This is a genomic window from Catellatospora sp. NPDC049609 (assembly GCF_040675365.1).
GTDB lineage: Bacteria > Actinomycetota > Actinomycetes > Mycobacteriales > Micromonosporaceae > Catellatospora.
Genome location: NZ_JBFAOU010000187.1, coordinates 1 through 14,929 on the forward strand (window position 1 = coordinate 1; position 14,929 = coordinate 14,929).

Genomic DNA, 14,929 nt, shown 5'->3' on the forward strand with positions numbered 1-14,929 from the left:
GGTCACGCCGGTGGCCTTGGTGATCGGCCGCAGGTCGAGGATGCACTCGTGCGCGCTCCCGCCCCACGGCGGGAGACCACCGCCCAGCAGCCGGCCGCGCAGTCAGCTCACCGGGTCTCGCAGAGGTAGCCGTAAACACCGGTGACCTGCAACACCCGCATGGCCATGCCCGCGACGTTGACCAGCAGGAGCTCGCCGCCGCCGGCCGCCACGCGATCGCGCGCGTGCACGAACGCCCGGATCCCCGACGAGTCGATGAACGTGACACCGCCCATGTCCACCCTCAGCGGCAGGCCCGGCTGCTGCCGGCTGGACGAGGTCAGCAATTCGTGGAGCTGCTCGACCACGGCAAGATCGATCTCGCCGGACAGGCACACGCGAACCACGCTGCTGTCGTACTCGATGCGGTGGTTCAGCTGGGAAGGCACCCGCCATTCCTAGCACAGACGCACTGCTGACTGCTCACGGTGAGCGATGTCGATCACGGCTTACCCGACGACCGGGAGGCGACAGGACCGCCGCCGTGATCAAATCGCTGGCCGACAGGTACGCCCGCCGACGATGATGGCGCATGTGCCCGCAACCAGACAGGAAACATCATGAATGCCACTGGCCGCGGGGAGCCCGCCGGCGAGCCGCTCGATGATTACGTCGGTGGGCCCGACGCCACTGTCAGGGCGACGGCTCGCGCCCTGGCGAAGGCCGACGACGCCGCGGCCCTGGTGCTCGTCGAGGGCATCCTCGACCAGATCGCGCTGGAGACGGTCGCCGCGCGGCGTGGCCGGGACCTCGAAGCCGAGCGAATCGTGATCGTGCCGATCGGCGGGGCGCACGCGATCGGCCGCTTCCTGACGAGCCTGGGCGAGCTGGCCACGCGGGTGCGGCTGGCCGGTCTGTGCGACCTGCGGGAGGAGGAGCTGTTCCGGCGGGCGGTCGCCGCCCATGTCGGCGCGGACCTCAGCCGCGACGACATGGAGCGCCTCGGCTTCCACGTCTGCGTCAAGGACCTGGAGGACGAGCTGATCCGCGCCCTGGGCACCGCGGGAGTCGAGGCGGTCTTCGACGCGGAGGGCGACCTCGGGCTGTTCCGCCTGTTCCAGGGCCAGCCCGCCTGGCGCGACCGGCCCTCCGAGGCGCAGCTCTACCGGTTCATCCGCAGCAGCGCGCGCCGGAACCTGCGCTACGCACACCTGCTCGTCGAGGCGGCGATCGACCGGGACACCCTGCCTCGACCGCTCGGCGCGCTGCTCACCGCCGTCTGACTCACTCGCGAGTTCTCTTCGCGGGCAGCGACGCTTCGGAGACGTCGGGCATCGTACGGATACGTTTCGCGTTGGGCGGCGGCCGTGTCCCACCACGGACTCATCGCGCCGGTCCGGGGCTAGTCCAGGTAGAGCCCGATCATCCCGGCCACGCCGATCACGGCACCGAGGACCACGAACACGATGCCGCCACGGCGCTCCTCGGTGCGGGAGGGACGGGACGGCCGGGCGGCGCGCCACAGCAGCCAGCCGCCGATTGCGACGAGCGCCAGCCCCAGCAGCGGCACCGTGCCGGGCGACAGCTGCTTCACGGAGGCCTGCAGGGGCAGGTCGACCACCGCCGGCGATGCGAGAGGGTGCAACACGCGGCAAGGGTAACGGGTCGGCCGTGCCGACAAGCGCCGCGGTTCGCGCCGCCCTCCACCGCACGGTTGCACTTCGATGAACGTCAATGCGATCCTGGACTCCTCCCCCGCCGACACCTCCCGGAGGACGCCATGAGACGCCCTTTCCACCTCGCCGTCGCCGCCGTGGCGGTACTTGCGGCCACGGCCGCGAGCGCCACCCCGGCCGTGGCCGCGACCGAACCCGACATCCGGCCGGCCGCCGTCGCACAGCTCCCCGGCACCGTCTGGATCGTCGACCCCGCCACCGGGCGCACGACCGTGACGCTCGACGACACGGTGCCCGAGCAGCACGCCGCACGCCTGCGCGACAGCCTGCGCGGGACCGGCGTCGACCTGCGCCGCGAGCCGGGCCGCCTGCGTACCATGCTGGCCGGCGGCGACGCGATCCACGGCAGCACCGCACGCTGCTCGCTCGGCGCGAACGCGCGCATCGGCACCACCTACTACCTGATCACCGCGGGGCACTGCACCAACAGCTCCGCCAACTGGTGGACCAACAGCACCCGCACCATCGCCATCGGCGTGCGGACCGCGAGCAGCTTTCCCAGCGACGACTACGGCCTGATCCGGTACACGAGCCTGCTCAGCCATCCCAGCGCCGTCAACACCTACCCGGGCCTGCTGCCACTGAACGGGACCGGCAACGCGTACGTCGGCCAGGCGGTCTGCCGCAGCGGCGCGACCACCGGCGTGCGCTGCGGCGTCGTGACCGCGCTGAACGCCACCGTCAACTACCCCGACGGCACGGTCACCGGCCTGATCAGGACCAACATCTGCGCGGAGAACGGCGACAGCGGCGGGCCGCTCTACACCTCCGGCGGCATCATCCTGGGCATCCTGTCCGGCGGCACCGGCAACTGCACCACCGGCGGCACGACCTACTACCAGCCCATCCGCGAGATCCTCGCCGTGTACGGGCTGACGATCCCCTGACCCGGGACGGACGACGCCGTCGGGGCGATCCCGAACACCTGCCCTGGCCCCTCCGGCCAGGGCAGGTTCGTGTCACCGCCACGACGGACCGCGAGCAGCGGTCCACGCGGAACCGAACGAACCCGAACGGATCCGGACGGTTGCGGGTCTACCCCGCCGCCGGCCGCGGGACAGGTCTTGACGCCGCTGAAAGTGATCACTACGGTCACCGCTCATGTCGTTCCTGTCCGGTCTCCTCGGCGGCAGCCGCAAGACGGCGCCCGCCCTGCCGTATCCCGTGGACTCTCCGGAGGGACTCGCCGCACGCTGGGTGCAGTGGGCGGCCGGCATCCACGTGGACCGCAACCCGATCGCCGACCCGGTCGGCAACTTCGCCGGCCTTCGGCAGCCCGACGACGTGTGGTTCCTGGCCGGGACGTTCGGGACCGCGGCCGTCCGGCACTGCACCGTGCCGTTCGGACGGCCGCTGTTCTTCCCGGCGTTCAACATGTGGCACCTGAAGGCGCAGGGTCCGCCGCCGCCCCTGCCGCGTGCCTGGGGGGAGCTGACCGTCGACGACGAGCCGGTCGATGTGGACATCATCGCGACGCCGGTCCCGTTCACCGTCGTCGGCGCGGCCGGCAATCCGGTGACCGCGACGAAGCGGCCCGTCGCCGTGACCGTCTGGGGGCACTGGAAGCGGCTCGACCCGCTCTGGCACGGCCGCCACATCGTGTCGTTCAGCGGCGGCGACGGCCACCGCTTCGCCGTCTCGGCGACGTATCACCTCACCGTGAGCTGACTCGGCCGCGCGCGTGCCGGGGCCGGGTCCGCCCGGCCGGCACGTCGTGCGTCCGGCTCGCTCAGATCCACAGGAAGGTACGCATGTCGCGATACCAGACCAGGATCTGCACGAGGAACAGGACGGTCCCGGCCGTCCACCCGAGCCACAGCCAGACCGTGTTCAGATAGGGCACGACCCAGACCAGGCTCACCGCCGGAATCGCCGGAATGAGCAGGATGTACGCCAGTCGCATCACCAGCTGGCTGTGGCGCTGTCGGTGCAGGGCCGTACGCACGTGACGCTCCCACCCGAGGAGCCGGTCCTCGCCAGTGTGCTCCACGACCACCGGCCGGATCTGCTGATCTATGTAGTCGCCGAGATTGCGGGCGTGGACCGTGTACGCCTGATACAGCAGTCCCAGCGCGGCGGAGATCAGCGGCACGACCAGGAGCAGCCGCTGATCCGCCCGCTCGGACAGCACGAACGCGAACACGGCGGCCGCAGCCGAGATGTTGAGGTTGATGGTGGTGCGCTGGCTGCGCCCCAGCTCGTCGATCTCGCTGCGCATGGCGGCGAACTCGGCCAGTGCGGCGGTCACGACGTCGCTCGTCGAATCACTGCGCATGTCAATGTTTGTAGGCTGCCGGGTCAACACCGAGAGCGGGTGACGCCCCCGCCGGGCCAGAGAGTTCCTGGCCCCCTCGGGATGGACAGTGATCAGGAGGAATCCAGCACGCCATCACCCTGCGGCTGTTGCCAGGTCCGGCGGTACGAGCGGGCACACGTGACCAGCGTCCACCCGTAAACTGGGCCGCTCAGCGATCTTGCCCTGTCCCCCACCAGGAGGTACACCAGCCGATGATCTCCTCGGTTGCCGCTGCCGCGGTCGGTTTCGTGTTCGCCCTGATCTTCACGCCGCTGGCCACCCGCGCTCTGGCCCGGCTGCGCGCCGGTCAGCCGATCCGCGACATCAACCCGGCCGCGCACCAGGCCAAACGAGGCACCCCGACCATGGGTGGGTTGGTCTTCATCGTCGGCACCGTGCTGGCCTACATCGTCGGCCACCTGGTGATGAACGCGCTGCCGGAGGCGCAGATCGTCCCACCCGGCCCGACGATGACCGGGTTCGTGCTGCTGGGGTTGATGGTGTTCTGTGGCGGTATCGGGTTCGTCGACGACTTCCTGAAGGTCACGAAGAAGAACACGGCCGGCCTGAGCGGGCGCTGGAAGCTGGTGCTGCAGCTCCTGGTCGGCACGGGATTCGGGGTGGTGGCGCTGGGCTTTCCGAGCACGGCCGGGTGGTCGGTGTCCAGCACGCGGTTGTCGTTCGTCCGCGAGATCAGCTGGCTGGACGTCGGCCAGGTCGGTGCCGTGGTCGTCTTCATCGCGATCGTCATGGCGGCCACGAACGCCGTCAACCTGACCGACGGGCTCGACGGCCTGGCCACCGGAACGTCGATCATCGTGCTGACCGCGTACGGGCTGATCTCGTTCTGGCAGTACCGGCACTGGTGCGCCGATCCGACGCTGCAGTCGGCGCTCTGCTACGAAGCCCGGGACCCGCTGGAGACGGCGCTGGTCGCCGGCGGGGCGGCCGGTGCCCTGCTCGGCTTCCTGTGGTGGAACACGTCACCGGCGCGGATCATCATGGGCGACACCGGTTCCATGGCGCTGGGCGGGCTCATCGCCGGGCAGGCGGTCGCCACGCGAACCGTGCTGCTGCTGCCGCTGCTCGCCGCGCTCTTCGTGACCATCACCATGTCGCGGATCATCCAGTACGTGTCCTTCAAGACGACCGGCCGGCGGGTGTTCCGGATGTCGCCGCTGCATCACCACTTCGAGCTGGTGGGCTGGCATGAGGTCACCATCGTGACCCGGTTCTGGATCATCGCGGGCGCAGGTGTGGCCGCCGCGCTGGCCCTGTTCTACGGCGACTTCCTCAGCCACCTGCCCTGACCGGCCGATGACCGCTCAGGGCCCGGATGGCGGCGGGGTCGCGGCCGAGCGGTGCCGCCCGGCCGCGACCGCGCTCAGTACGTGATGAACCCGTAGAGCGCCTTGTGGTTGGACTTGGTGCCGGCGACGGTGTACCCGACGGGCGAGGCCTGCACGGTGCCGCGCACGAACAGGTAGTCGATCTTGCTGGTGCCGCTGGTCGCCGCCGTGCCGTAGCCGGTCATGCCGTACCCGCCGAGCGTGCTGGCCGGGATGCCGGTGCGGTTGGCGTCGATGCCCACGACGCGGATCGTCGAGGAGTTCATCAGGGTGGTGGCGTCGGCGCCGATGTGGATGCCGGTGCCGCCGATACCCTTCTCCCCGTCGCCGGAGCAGGCGTTCTGCCGGTTCTCCTGCGGCAGGTGCATGGTCGCGACGAAGACGCTGGTGCCGGTGTCCTTGGTGGTGAACCGGGCGGCGATGGCGCTGGTGCGCTTCCACTTCCACTCGTTGGTCGAGCCGTCGTCGTTGTTCGGCGGCTTGTACAGCGTGCATCCGGCGCCGTTGTCGTAGGCGGTGCCCGGCTTGAGCCAGCCCGCGCTCCAGTACTTCGACGTGTTGGTGAGGGTCAGCCGCTGCTTGTTGTAGATGATGCCGTTGGTCTGCTTCTTCTTCAGGTCGCCCAGCGACTGGTCGTCGCAGCGATGGGTGCTGCCCCACGGCTCCGGGTCGTCCCAGACCACGATCGCGCCGTACGTCCCGGCGGGCAGGCCGAACTTGGCCGCGAGCTGGTCGGCGTAGGCCGTCGCCTGCCCGGTGCCGCGGACCTGCTGCACGATGAGGATGTCCGGCGCCTTGACGCCGCTGGTGCCGGTCCGGCCCGCGTCGTCGACCAGCATCGAGGTCAGGTGGTCCGGCCCGGAGATCCGGGTGCAGGAGCCGTCGGAGTTGTTGACGACCAGGTTCTCGATGTTGTTGTTGTAGACGCGCAGCACCCGGTCGGCGGCGGCCGCCGCGGCCTGCTCGGTGGCTGCCTGGACCGGCGCCGGCCAGACGGCGGCGGTCGCCAGCACGGCCGCCACGGCCGCGGCGATGGTTCGGGGACTGCGATGTTGCGAGGGCATGGGTGCGTCCTCTGCTCGACGGTGACGTATCCGCACATCCTGCGGATTTCGCCTACAGCCGGGCTACAGGCGGGCCACAGCGAGAAGCTCGCCGGCTGCAGCGGGAGGCCTCAGCGTCGGTGGCGGCATCCTGAACCTCGCATGATGAGCGCGATCTGCCCGACCGGATTCGAACCGGCGTCCACGCATCCCCGAAGGGCGTGCGGAATCTTGGGCCGCTAGACGACAGGCAGGGGGCCACCATAGTCGGCCATGCGCGGGGATAGTCCAGTGACCCGTTGTCAGTCCCGGCTCACCAGCAGAAACGAGGTTGGGACACGCGCAGTGGGGAGCGGATGCTAGCGTACGCCGTTCACTCGGCAACCTGGAGCGCTCCGCCATGAAGTACACCGTCTCGATCGAGATCGCCCTGCCGCGGGAGAGGGTGGCCCAGCTGCTCGCCGACCCGGCACAGCTGCCGAAGTGGCTGCGGGGCCTGGTGGTGCACGAGCCGCTGCACGGGGAGCACGGGCAGGTCGGCACCAAGTCGCGGGTCGTGCTCCAGATGGGGCAGCAGAAGATCGAGGGCACCGAGATCGTCACGCGCCGGGAGCCGGCAGACCTGCACGCGATCCCGAGAGAAAGCGTCGTTCACTTCGAACGCGAGCTCGTCACCGAGGGTATGTGGAGCGCCGCGCGCGAGCGGCTGACCGACGTCGGTCCGGAGATGACGCTCTGGGAGAGCGAGAACGAATACCGGTTCAGCGGCTTGATGATGCGGCTGGTGGGGCTCCTGATGCCCGGCGCCTTCCGCAAGCAGTCGCTCAAGCACATGCAGGACTTCAAGGCGTTCGCCGAGCAGGGCAAGGACGTCCGCGAAGCGAAGGACTGACCCCAAGCCGGCGTGGCTGGACGCAGCTCCTCAGTCTTGGAGCACTGTTCAGTCGGGCATCGTCGATGGCAGGCCTGAGACCGGCTTCGTCAAGCCGTGATATGCCGTAATGGTGGTGGCAGTCCGCGGCTGCTGCGCGGACTACTGCATCGTGGCGTTGTCGAGCTCTTTGAACAGCTCCGTCGGAACCTCTCGGCCGGCGCGGGCTGCCAGCAGGCGCCAGTATGCGCGGCCGCAGGTCCAGGCGGCGGCAATGGCGTCGCGGATGGCATCGGTGTCGGCCGCGGAAGCGGTGGCATGAACCGCACGGACCACGTCGGCGCCGAGATCGACTTCGGCCCGCCGGGACGGCGTCAGCCAGTGCGCGGTGCTGCCGTCGGCGAGGCGAACCATCCAGAGCAGATGGCGCTGAGCGTGCGAGAGCGCGTCGACGGCCCGCAGCAGTTCGCCGCGTTGCGAGACGTGGTGGGCCAGGACGAGCCAGTTGGCGAACCGGCCGCAGAGCTCGTCGGTCTCCTGGCCGCCGGTCGGCAGGTGGGGCTGGGCAGGCAACGAATCCAGGGCTTGGCGAAGAGCACCGGTGCGGTCGACCACGATCATCTGGTCGGTGGGGGCGCTGCGGGCCGGCCAGGTCGCGACGGAGGCGATGTCGTCGGCGGTCGCGAAGTGGAACTCCCCTCGGATCAGGTTCGGGAAGAACACGACATGGGAGCCGAACTCGTTGACGACGACGTGCCGGATGAGGCCGATGCGGTCGAGCCAGGCCCGGCGGTCGATCGTCTTCGCGTCCGCTGGCCGCAGGAACAGCCAGAACTCGACATCGCTGTGAGCGTCGCCCTCGCCTTGGGCGAACGAGCCGTAGGTGAGCGCGGCGACGAGCCGTTCGTCGCCGTGGCAGATCTCCCGGACTCGGCTGATCAGATGTTCCTGCTGAAGCACCGGGTGACCTTAGCCGCCCCGACACCACGCCGCCGGGCCAGGTCCTCGCCACGGAACGAGCGTGCGTCGACTGGTTGACGCTCTCAGCCGACGAGCACGAGGAGCGCCTGATCCGAGTCGAGTGCGCCGACGTGTTCGGCGAGCCCGGCGATGCCGTCTTTGCCGGCCACGCCTGCTTCCGTGAACCCCACGCCGAGCTCGTCGAAGTACCGGCGGATGTCCGATTCGTCATAACGGTCAGGGTCCAGCAGGGCAAGATCGGTGAATGACGCCGGTGTGAGTAGATATGCCCCGACCCCGGCGGACGAGCTCAGCAGTTGCTCGGCGTCGGTGAACTCGGTGGCGCGGTAGACGCCTCGGCTTGCCAGGAACTCCATGAGGAACACGAAGCAGTAGCCGGACCACGGGAACACCGCGCCCTCGGCCACGGCGTCGAGGTCGTGACCGACGGCGTGGGCGACGGCGTACAGGCCTGTGCCCGATTCGGGATCGGCCGCCGCCGTCAGATCGCTGATGGCTGCACGATCGATGACGAAGAATGACGCGCTTGCCGACATCCGCCCTCCCGTTCCGGCGCAGGCTGCGATGCGGGCATCGCACCACGGCCAGCAAGATACGGCATCGGACCTGCTATGCGTTCAGTGGTGGCGGGGGTACGGCCGGGTTCGGGGATCGGGCCTCGTCCCGCGCCCGATCCCCGGGTCACTCCCCACGTTCCCTGTTCAGGTCGATGCCCGTCAACTCCGGTCGGCCTGGCGGAGCATCTCCTCCATCTCGGGGTCGGGCATGAGCTCCCGGACCTCCTGCGCGCAGCGGCAGGATGCGGCGATCTTGGCAGCCCACGCCAGCGCCTCCTCGCGTGAGGCCACGTCGAGCACCACGAACCCGCCGACGACCTCCTTGGTCTCCGGGTACGGGCCGTCGGTGACCATCCCGTCCGTGGCCACGATGCTCGCCTGCTGCCGTTCCAGTCCGGCGCCGAACACCCACACCCCGGCGTTCACGGCCTCCTGGACCACCGCGTGCGCGGCCTTGCCCACCTCGGGCATCTCCGCGGCGGGGATGTGGTCCATCGCGCCGTCGTTGAACGAGATCAAGTACCGCGTCATCTCATCACTTCCTCGTCCCGGCGGCCTCGTCCGGCCACCTCTCACCCGTGCTACGAACGGCGCGCCCCGGATCCGACGCCCAGCCCCAAGATTTTTTCACGGGGCCTCCCGTCACGCCGAGGAGCCGGGGTCCAGCCGGGCGTCGTGCACCAGGATCGCGGCCTGCACCCGGTTGGCCAGGCCCAGCTTCGCCAGTGCCCGGCTGACGTGCGCCTTGACGGTCGCCTCGGCCATGTCCAGCTCGCGGGCGATCTCGCCGTTGGACAGGCCGCGCGCGACCGCCCGGACCACGTCGCGCTCGCGGTCGGTGAGCACGCCCAGCCGTGCCCGGGCCTGGTCGGCCACCGACGGACCGCGCTGGGCGAACGAGCTGATCAGGCGCCGGGTCACCGTCGGGGCGAGCATCGCGTTGCCGGCCGCCACGGTGCGCACCGCCTCGGCCAGGTCGCGCGGCGGGGTGTCCTTGAGCAGGAAACCGACGGCTCCGGCGCGCAGCGCGGCGTGCACGTACTCGTCCTGGTCGAACGTGGTCAGCATGATCACACGGGGCGGCTCGGGCAGCGCCCCGACCGCGGCGGCCCCGGTCAGGCCGTCGGTGCCGGGCATGCGCACGTCCATGAGCACCACGTCGGGGCGGTGCCGCCGGGCCGCGTCGACCGCCTCCGCGCCGTCGCGCGCCTCGGCGACCACCGCGATGTCGCCCGCGGCCTCCAGGATCATCCGCAGCCCCGAGCGCACCAGCGCCTCGTCGTCCACCACCAGCACCCGGATCACGCCGGCACCTCCCGGTTCACGGCCGGCTCCGGCGGATCCGCCGGGATGCGGGCGTACAGCAGGAACCCGCCGTCCAGCCGTGGCCGGGCCTGCACCTCTCCCCCGGCCAGCGCCAGCCGCTCGGCGAGCCCGACCAGGCCCAGCCCGCTGCCGGGCAGCGGGGGCGCGGGCAGCGGCGGCGCCGCGTTCTCCACGGCGACCACCAGCTCGCGCGGCCCGTGGTGCAGGGTGACGGTGGTCGGCGCGGCACCGGCATGCTTGGCGACGTTGGTCAGCCCCTCCTGCACCACCCGGTAGGCGGTACGCTGGGCCGACAGGGGCACCTGGTGCGGCTCGCCGACGTCGACCCGCCGGACGGGCAGCCCCGCCGCCCGGCTGCTGTCCAGCAGCCGGTCCAGCTCGTCCATGGTGGGCTGGGGTGCCAGGTCCGGCCCGGCCGCCATGTCGGGCGCACGCAGCATGCCCAGCACCTCGCGCAGCTCCTGCATCGCCTCCCGGCCGGTGGTGCGGATCAGCGCGGCCTCCTCGGCGGTACGCGGATCGGCGGTGCTCACCTCCAGCGCCCCGGCGTGCAGCACCATCAGCGCCACCCGGTGTGCGACCACGTCGTGCATCTCGCGGGCGATGCGGCGGCGCTCCTCGGCGCGGGCGTGCTCGGCCCGCTCGTGCTGCTCGCGCTCCAGCCGCTCGGCCCGTTCCCGCAGCTGGGCGACGACCTGGCGGCGCGCCCGGACCCACAGCCCGAACACGAACGGCAGCAGCACCGCCATCGACACCCAGGCCAGCCCCGTGATCACGCCGCCGGTGACCACGCCGCCGGTCATGCCTTCATACAGCAGGTCGTCGTGGACGGCGCTCCAGGCCACGGGCACCCCGACCAGCAGGGCGGCGACCAGGAAGAACGGCCAGGCCCGGCCCGGGTCCGGCCGGCCGGGGCGGCCCGCCCCGGCGTAGTAGGCGGCCACGAAGACCCCGACGGACATGGACAGGGCCAGCCACACCGCCGGCGAGATGATGAACAGCGGCCAGCGGCGCCACCGGACCAGTGCCGCGGCGGCGCCGGTAGCCACCATCGCCAGCGCGATCAGCGCCGTCGGCGGGTCGGCCCACTGCAGGGCGAACAGGAAGACGGCCGGCTTCATCGGGGCGATCAGCGAGAACACCGTGACCGAGCAGCCGAGCGCGTAGGGGAACAGCCGGTGCGCGACGCGGCGCAGCAGGCTGCCGGGCTGCAGCCACGAGGGCAGCCCCGGCACCGCCGCCGCGCCGTCCGCCGTGCCCCGCCCCATGCCGCCCCTCCCGCCGACGCCGCCGCCTCGGCCGGCGGCGTTCTGCCGACGAGCCTAGGCACGTGCGCGGCAGAACCGGTTGCAACTTTCGTCACCACGACCCGCTACTTAAGTAGCGGGTCGTGATCGACTCCTGCCCGAGGGCACGGCCGCCGCGGCCCGGCAACGTGTCCGCCATGACGACATTCGACGCCGCGGTGAGCGCGGAAGACCTGACCAAGCGGTACGGATCGGGCGACGCGCAGGTGACCGCCCTGGACGGGGTGACCGTCGCCCTGGGGCGCGGCGAGCTTACCGCGATCATGGGCCCGTCCGGGTCCGGCAAGTCGACCCTGATGCACTGCCTGGCCGGGTTGGACACGCCGACCTCGGGCCGCGTCTGGCTGGACGGCACCCGCCACGGCGACGCCGACCGGGTCGAGCTGAGCGGTCTGCGCGACGACGCGCTGACCACGCTGCGCCGCGACCGGATGGGTTTCGTGTTCCAGGCGTTCAACCTGCTGCCGACCCTGACCGCCTGGGAGAACATCACCCTGCCGCTGGACCTGGCCGGCCGCCGGCCCGACGCCGTGTTCGCCGACACCGTGATCGACGCGGTGGGCCTGCGCGACCGGCTGCACCACCGGCCCGCCCAGCTGTCCGGCGGCCAGCAGCAGCGCGTCGCCTGCGCCCGCGCCCTGATCAGCCGCCCGGACGTGGTCTTCGCCGACGAGCCGACCGGTGCCCTGGACTCCCGGGCCGGGGCCGAGGTGCTGGGCTTCCTGCGCCGCAGCGTCGACGAGCTGGGCCAGACCGTGGTCATGGTCACCCACGACCCGGTCGCGGCCGGGTACGCCGACCGGGTGCTGTTCCTGGCCGACGGCGCGATCGTCGACGAGCTGCGCGAACCCTCCGCCGACCGGGTGCTCGACCGGCTGCGCTCGCTGGAGTCCGTGGCGCGCGGCGGCCGCACGAGCGTCGGGGCGGGTGCCTGATGCTGCGGGCGATGCTGCGCGACCTGCGCGCGCACCTGGGCCGGGTCGCGATGACCCTGGCCGCGATCGTGCTCGGGGTGGCCTTCGTGGTCGCGACCTGGGTGGTCTCCGACTCCGCCGCCGCCACGGTGCGCGGCGGCGCGCAGCGCACCGACCTGGCCGCACTGGCGCAGGCCCGGCCGGGCGACCGCGCCGAGACGGCGATCTCCGCCGAGGTGGTGGACCGGCTGGGCAGGCTGCCGGGAGTCGGCCGGGCCGAGGGGGTGCGGGAGGGCTACGCCGCCCTGGTCCGCACCGACGGCAAGCTCGGCACCACCTCCTGGCCGGACACGGCCGGCACCGACTGGGACACCTCGCAGCGCTTCGACCTGGTCGCCGGGCGCGGCCCGCAGCGCGCCGGCGAGGTGGCGCTGGAGCAGCAGGCCGCCGAGGAGGCCGGGCTGTCGGTCGGCGACTCCGCCCGGGTGCTGCTCGGCGGGGACCGGTCCGACACCGCGACCGTGGTCGGGGTGTTCACCTACCGGCCCGCGGGCCGGGAGTTCGACCCGGCGCTGGCGTACGACGCCGACACCGCCGCCCGCCTGCTGCGCCCCACCGGCGCCCCGGCCGACGCCGAGCCGGGCTTCGCCCGGGTCGAGCTGTTCGGCTCCGACGAGCAGGCCGTCGCCACCGCCGCGCGGGCCGAGCTGGGCGCCGCGTTCACCGTCGAGTCCGGCAGCACGCTGCGCCACGACCTGGCGCGGGCCGCCGACGACGACGCCGACATCATCCGCAAGGCGCTGCTGGCGTTCGCCGCGGTGGCGCTGATGGCCGGGGTGTTCGTCATCGCGAACACCTTCACCATGCTGGTCACCCAGCGCACCCGGCAGTTCGCGCTGCTGCGGGCCGTCGGCGCGCGACGGCGGCAGGTGCAGCGGGCCGTGCTCGCCGAGGCCGTGGTGCTGGGCCTGGTCGGCGCGACGGGCGGCGTCGCGCTCGGCGTCGGCCTGGGCCTGGCGGCGATGCGGCTGCTGCCCGTCACCGGGACCGTCGCGTACGCGGTGTCGCCGTGGGCGGTGCTGCTCGGATACGCCGTCGGGCTGCTGGTGACGGTCGTGTCGGCGTACGGGTCGGCGCGCCGGGCGGCCCGGGTGTCGCCCATGGCGGCGCTGCGCACCGACGCCGCCATGCCGCGGCGCTCGCTGGTGCTGCGCACCGTGCTGGGGCTGCTGGCGGTCGCGGCGGGTGTCGCGATGGTCGCGCTGACCTCCCCGGAGCAGCTCACCGAGCCGCAGCGGATGCAGGCCATGGCCGGTGCGGTGCTGGCCTGGGTCGGCGTGCTGCTGACGGCGCCGGTGCTGGCGCTGGGCGTGCTGCGCCCGCTGGCCCGGCTGCTGCGCCGGGGCGGCCCGGTGACCCGGATCGCGCTGCGCAACGCGGTACGCGACCCGCGCCGCACCGCCGCGACCGCGTCCGCGCTCATGATCGGCCTGTCGCTGGTGTGCGCGTTCGCGACGGTCGGCCAGACGCTGTCGACCGACCTGACCTCGTCGGTGCGCACGGCGGTGCCGCAGGACGCGGTCGTGCTGAGCGCCGCGGCGTTCGGGCAGTTCGACGACACGGTCCGGGTGCGCGCCGCCGCCGTGCCGGGCGTGACCGCCCTCGCCGCGCCGCGGTTCGGCCAGGTGGAGGTGCTCCCGTCCGGTGGCCGCGCCGCCGAGCTCGGGTTCACCAGCCTCGACCCGGCCGCGCTGGGCAGCGCGCTGCGGCCCCGGATCACCGCGGGCAGCGGCGACCTGCGGCGCGGCATCCTGCTCGGTGAGGGGTACGCCGGCCGGGCGGGCGTGCGGGTCGGCGACACGGTGCGGCTGCGCTTCGGCGCCGTCGGCGCGAGCGGCGAGGTCACCCCCGTCGACGTGCCCGTCACCGTCACCGGCCTGCACGAGGGCAGTGACCTGCTGCCCGGCCTGCTCGTCGACGAGGCGCTGGTGCCCGCCGGCGTGGACCACCGCGGCGCCAGCGTGTACGCCGTCGGCCCCGATCACGCGGCGCTGCGGGCCGCGCTGGAGCAGGCGTTCGCGCAGCGGCCGGACGTGCTGGTGCAGGACCGCGAGCAGCTGCTCGACGACATGCTGGAGCCGTTCCAGCTGGTGCTGGGCCTGGTGTACGTGCTGCTCGGCGCGGCCGTGGTGATCGCCGTTTTCGGGGTGGTGAACACGCTCGCGCTGTCGGTCCTGGAACGCACCCGCGAGCTGGGCGTCTTCCGGGCACTGGGCGCGGCCCGGCCGCTGGTGCGCCGCACGGTGCGCCGGGAGAGCGTCGTCATCTCGCTGTACGGCGGCCTGCTCGGCATCGGCACGGGCGTGCTGCTGGGCGGGGTGATGCAGTACGTCATCCTGGCCAACCCGGTGTTCGCCATGTCGGTGCCGTGGCCGACGGCCGGGGTGGCCCTGGCGGGCATGGCCCTGGTCGGGGTGACCGAGAGGTAGTCGCCCGTGGCGCCCTCGGTGAGTCCTTCGAGCGGGTCGAGCACGGCGGTCTTGGCGCCCGTCTCGGCGGCCAGCGTCTCG

At 72.1% G+C, this 14,929-nt stretch carries 16 protein-coding genes, 1 tRNA gene and 1 pseudogene; 7 read left to right on the top strand and 11 right to left on the bottom strand.

Annotated features, from left to right (window positions below; all coding sequences use genetic code 11):
• Positions 1 to 107: 107 nt before the first annotated feature.
• On the bottom strand, positions 108 to 428 hold the full coding sequence (locus AB0J67_RS33350; RefSeq protein ID WP_363488395.1) for an STAS domain-containing protein: 321 nt from the start codon (positions 426 to 428) through the stop codon (positions 108 to 110).
• A gap of 171 nt (positions 429 to 599) precedes the next feature.
• On the opposite strand from AB0J67_RS33350, the gene AB0J67_RS33355 reads away from it, so the two are divergent.
• A complete protein-coding gene (locus tag AB0J67_RS33355) occupies positions 600 to 1,262 on the top strand; it encodes a TOPRIM nucleotidyl transferase/hydrolase domain-containing protein (RefSeq protein ID WP_363488397.1) in 663 nt (220 codons plus the stop codon).
• Between the two features lie 119 nt (positions 1,263 to 1,381).
• On the opposite strand, the gene AB0J67_RS33360 is transcribed toward AB0J67_RS33355, so the two are convergent.
• Positions 1,382 to 1,627, bottom strand: coding sequence for a hypothetical protein (locus tag AB0J67_RS33360; protein WP_363488399.1), 246 nt, complete (start codon positions 1,625 to 1,627; stop codon positions 1,382 to 1,384).
• A gap of 132 nt (positions 1,628 to 1,759) precedes the next feature.
• Here AB0J67_RS33360 and AB0J67_RS33365 point away from each other — a divergent pair, with 132 nt between their 5' ends.
• Positions 1,760 to 2,602: a S1 family peptidase gene (locus tag AB0J67_RS33365; RefSeq protein ID WP_363488402.1), complete on the top strand. Its 843-nt coding sequence runs from the start codon at positions 1,760 to 1,762 to the stop codon at positions 2,600 to 2,602.
• Between the two features lie 214 nt (positions 2,603 to 2,816).
• Positions 2,817 to 3,383: a hypothetical protein gene (locus tag AB0J67_RS33370; protein WP_363488405.1), complete on the top strand. Its 567-nt coding sequence runs from the start codon at positions 2,817 to 2,819 to the stop codon at positions 3,381 to 3,383.
• Positions 3,384 to 3,444: 61 nt separating this feature from the next.
• Here AB0J67_RS33370 and AB0J67_RS33375 read toward each other — a convergent pair whose 3' ends face one another.
• A complete protein-coding gene (locus AB0J67_RS33375) occupies positions 3,445 to 3,990 on the bottom strand; it encodes a hypothetical protein (RefSeq protein ID WP_363488407.1) in 546 nt (181 codons plus the stop codon).
• A 233-nt stretch (positions 3,991 to 4,223) separates the two neighbouring features.
• On the opposite strand from AB0J67_RS33375, the gene mraY reads away from it, so the two are divergent.
• Positions 4,224 to 5,321 carry a phospho-N-acetylmuramoyl-pentapeptide-transferase gene (gene mraY / locus AB0J67_RS33380; RefSeq protein ID WP_363488409.1) on the top strand — a complete coding sequence of 366 codons (1,098 nt, stop codon included), beginning with the start codon at positions 4,224 to 4,226 and terminating at the stop codon, positions 5,319 to 5,321.
• 74 nt (positions 5,322 to 5,395) lie between these two features.
• On the opposite strand, the gene AB0J67_RS33385 is transcribed toward mraY, so the two are convergent.
• A complete protein-coding gene (locus AB0J67_RS33385; RefSeq protein WP_363488411.1) occupies positions 5,396 to 6,424 on the bottom strand; it encodes a hypothetical protein in 1,029 nt (342 codons plus the stop codon).
• 154 nt (positions 6,425 to 6,578) lie between these two features.
• Positions 6,579 to 6,657: transfer RNA gene (locus tag AB0J67_RS33390), tRNA-OTHER, on the bottom strand.
• Between the two features lie 146 nt (positions 6,658 to 6,803).
• On the opposite strand from AB0J67_RS33390, the gene AB0J67_RS33395 reads away from it, so the two are divergent.
• Positions 6,804 to 7,295 (top strand): SRPBCC family protein, encoded by a 492-nt coding sequence (locus tag AB0J67_RS33395; RefSeq protein ID WP_363488413.1) that lies wholly within the window; start codon positions 6,804 to 6,806, stop codon positions 7,293 to 7,295.
• Positions 7,296 to 7,436: 141 nt separating this feature from the next.
• On the opposite strand, the gene AB0J67_RS33400 is transcribed toward AB0J67_RS33395, so the two are convergent.
• From AB0J67_RS33400 to AB0J67_RS33420, 5 genes are all read right to left on the bottom strand, one after another.
• The gene (locus AB0J67_RS33400) at positions 7,437 to 8,234 is read right to left on the bottom strand and encodes a hypothetical protein (protein WP_363488415.1); all 798 of its coding nucleotides are present in this window, start codon (positions 8,232 to 8,234) and stop codon (positions 7,437 to 7,439) included.
• An 83-nt stretch (positions 8,235 to 8,317) separates the two neighbouring features.
• Positions 8,318 to 8,791 (bottom strand): hypothetical protein, encoded by a 474-nt coding sequence (locus AB0J67_RS33405; RefSeq protein ID WP_363488417.1) that lies wholly within the window; start codon positions 8,789 to 8,791, stop codon positions 8,318 to 8,320.
• A 180-nt stretch (positions 8,792 to 8,971) separates the two neighbouring features.
• Positions 8,972 to 9,343 carry a YciI family protein gene (locus tag AB0J67_RS33410; RefSeq protein ID WP_363488419.1) on the bottom strand — a complete coding sequence of 124 codons (372 nt, stop codon included), beginning with the start codon at positions 9,341 to 9,343 and terminating at the stop codon, positions 8,972 to 8,974.
• A 111-nt stretch (positions 9,344 to 9,454) separates the two neighbouring features.
• Positions 9,455 to 10,117: a response regulator transcription factor gene (locus AB0J67_RS33415; RefSeq protein ID WP_363488422.1), complete on the bottom strand. Its 663-nt coding sequence runs from the start codon at positions 10,115 to 10,117 to the stop codon at positions 9,455 to 9,457.
• Positions 10,114 to 11,406, bottom strand: a complete 1,293-nt coding sequence (locus AB0J67_RS33420; protein WP_363488424.1) for a histidine kinase — start codon at positions 11,404 to 11,406, stop codon at positions 10,114 to 10,116. The genes AB0J67_RS33415 and AB0J67_RS33420 overlap by 4 nt, the downstream gene beginning before the upstream one ends.
• Positions 11,407 to 11,582: 176 nt before the next feature.
• Here AB0J67_RS33420 and AB0J67_RS33425 point away from each other — a divergent pair, with 176 nt between their 5' ends.
• Positions 11,583 to 12,380: an ABC transporter ATP-binding protein gene (locus AB0J67_RS33425; protein ID WP_363488426.1), complete on the top strand. Its 798-nt coding sequence runs from the start codon at positions 11,583 to 11,585 to the stop codon at positions 12,378 to 12,380.
• 50 nt (positions 12,381 to 12,430) lie between these two features.
• Positions 12,431 to 14,848 (top strand): FtsX-like permease family protein, encoded by a 2,418-nt coding sequence (locus AB0J67_RS33430; protein ID WP_363488428.1) that lies wholly within the window; start codon positions 12,431 to 12,433, stop codon positions 14,846 to 14,848.
• Here the strand turns inward: AB0J67_RS33430 and AB0J67_RS33435 are convergent.
• Positions 14,836 to 14,929, bottom strand: a pseudogene (locus AB0J67_RS33435) (zinc ABC transporter substrate-binding protein); the annotation flags it as partial. The gene AB0J67_RS33430 and the pseudogene AB0J67_RS33435 overlap by 13 nt on opposite strands.

Bases quoted from the DNA above. Each gene is read 5' to 3' on its own strand.
- AB0J67_RS33355 (WP_363488397.1), top strand. From the start codon at position 600: ATGAATGCCACTGGCCGCGGGGAGCCCGCCGGCGAGCCGCTCGATGAT.
- AB0J67_RS33410 (WP_363488419.1), bottom strand. From the start codon at position 9,343: ATGACGCGGTACTTGATCTCGTTCAACGACGGCGCGATGGACCACATC.
- AB0J67_RS33375 (WP_363488407.1), bottom strand. From the start codon at position 3,990: ATGCGCAGTGATTCGACGAGCGACGTCGTGACCGCCGCACTGGCCGAG.
- AB0J67_RS33385 (WP_363488411.1), bottom strand. From the start codon at position 6,424: ATGCCCTCGCAACATCGCAGTCCCCGAACCATCGCCGCGGCCGTGGCG.
- AB0J67_RS33370 (WP_363488405.1), top strand. From the start codon at position 2,817: ATGTCGTTCCTGTCCGGTCTCCTCGGCGGCAGCCGCAAGACGGCGCCC.
- AB0J67_RS33365 (WP_363488402.1), top strand. From the start codon at position 1,760: ATGAGACGCCCTTTCCACCTCGCCGTCGCCGCCGTGGCGGTACTTGCG.
- AB0J67_RS33425 (WP_363488426.1), top strand. From the start codon at position 11,583: ATGACGACATTCGACGCCGCGGTGAGCGCGGAAGACCTGACCAAGCGG.
- AB0J67_RS33405 (WP_363488417.1), bottom strand. From the start codon at position 8,791: ATGTCGGCAAGCGCGTCATTCTTCGTCATCGATCGTGCAGCCATCAGC.
- AB0J67_RS33430 (WP_363488428.1), top strand. From the start codon at position 12,431: ATGACCCTGGCCGCGATCGTGCTCGGGGTGGCCTTCGTGGTCGCGACC.
- mraY (WP_363488409.1), top strand. From the start codon at position 4,224: ATGATCTCCTCGGTTGCCGCTGCCGCGGTCGGTTTCGTGTTCGCCCTG.
- AB0J67_RS33420 (WP_363488424.1), bottom strand. From the start codon at position 11,406: ATGGGGCGGGGCACGGCGGACGGCGCGGCGGCGGTGCCGGGGCTGCCC.
- AB0J67_RS33395 (WP_363488413.1), top strand. From the start codon at position 6,804: ATGAAGTACACCGTCTCGATCGAGATCGCCCTGCCGCGGGAGAGGGTG.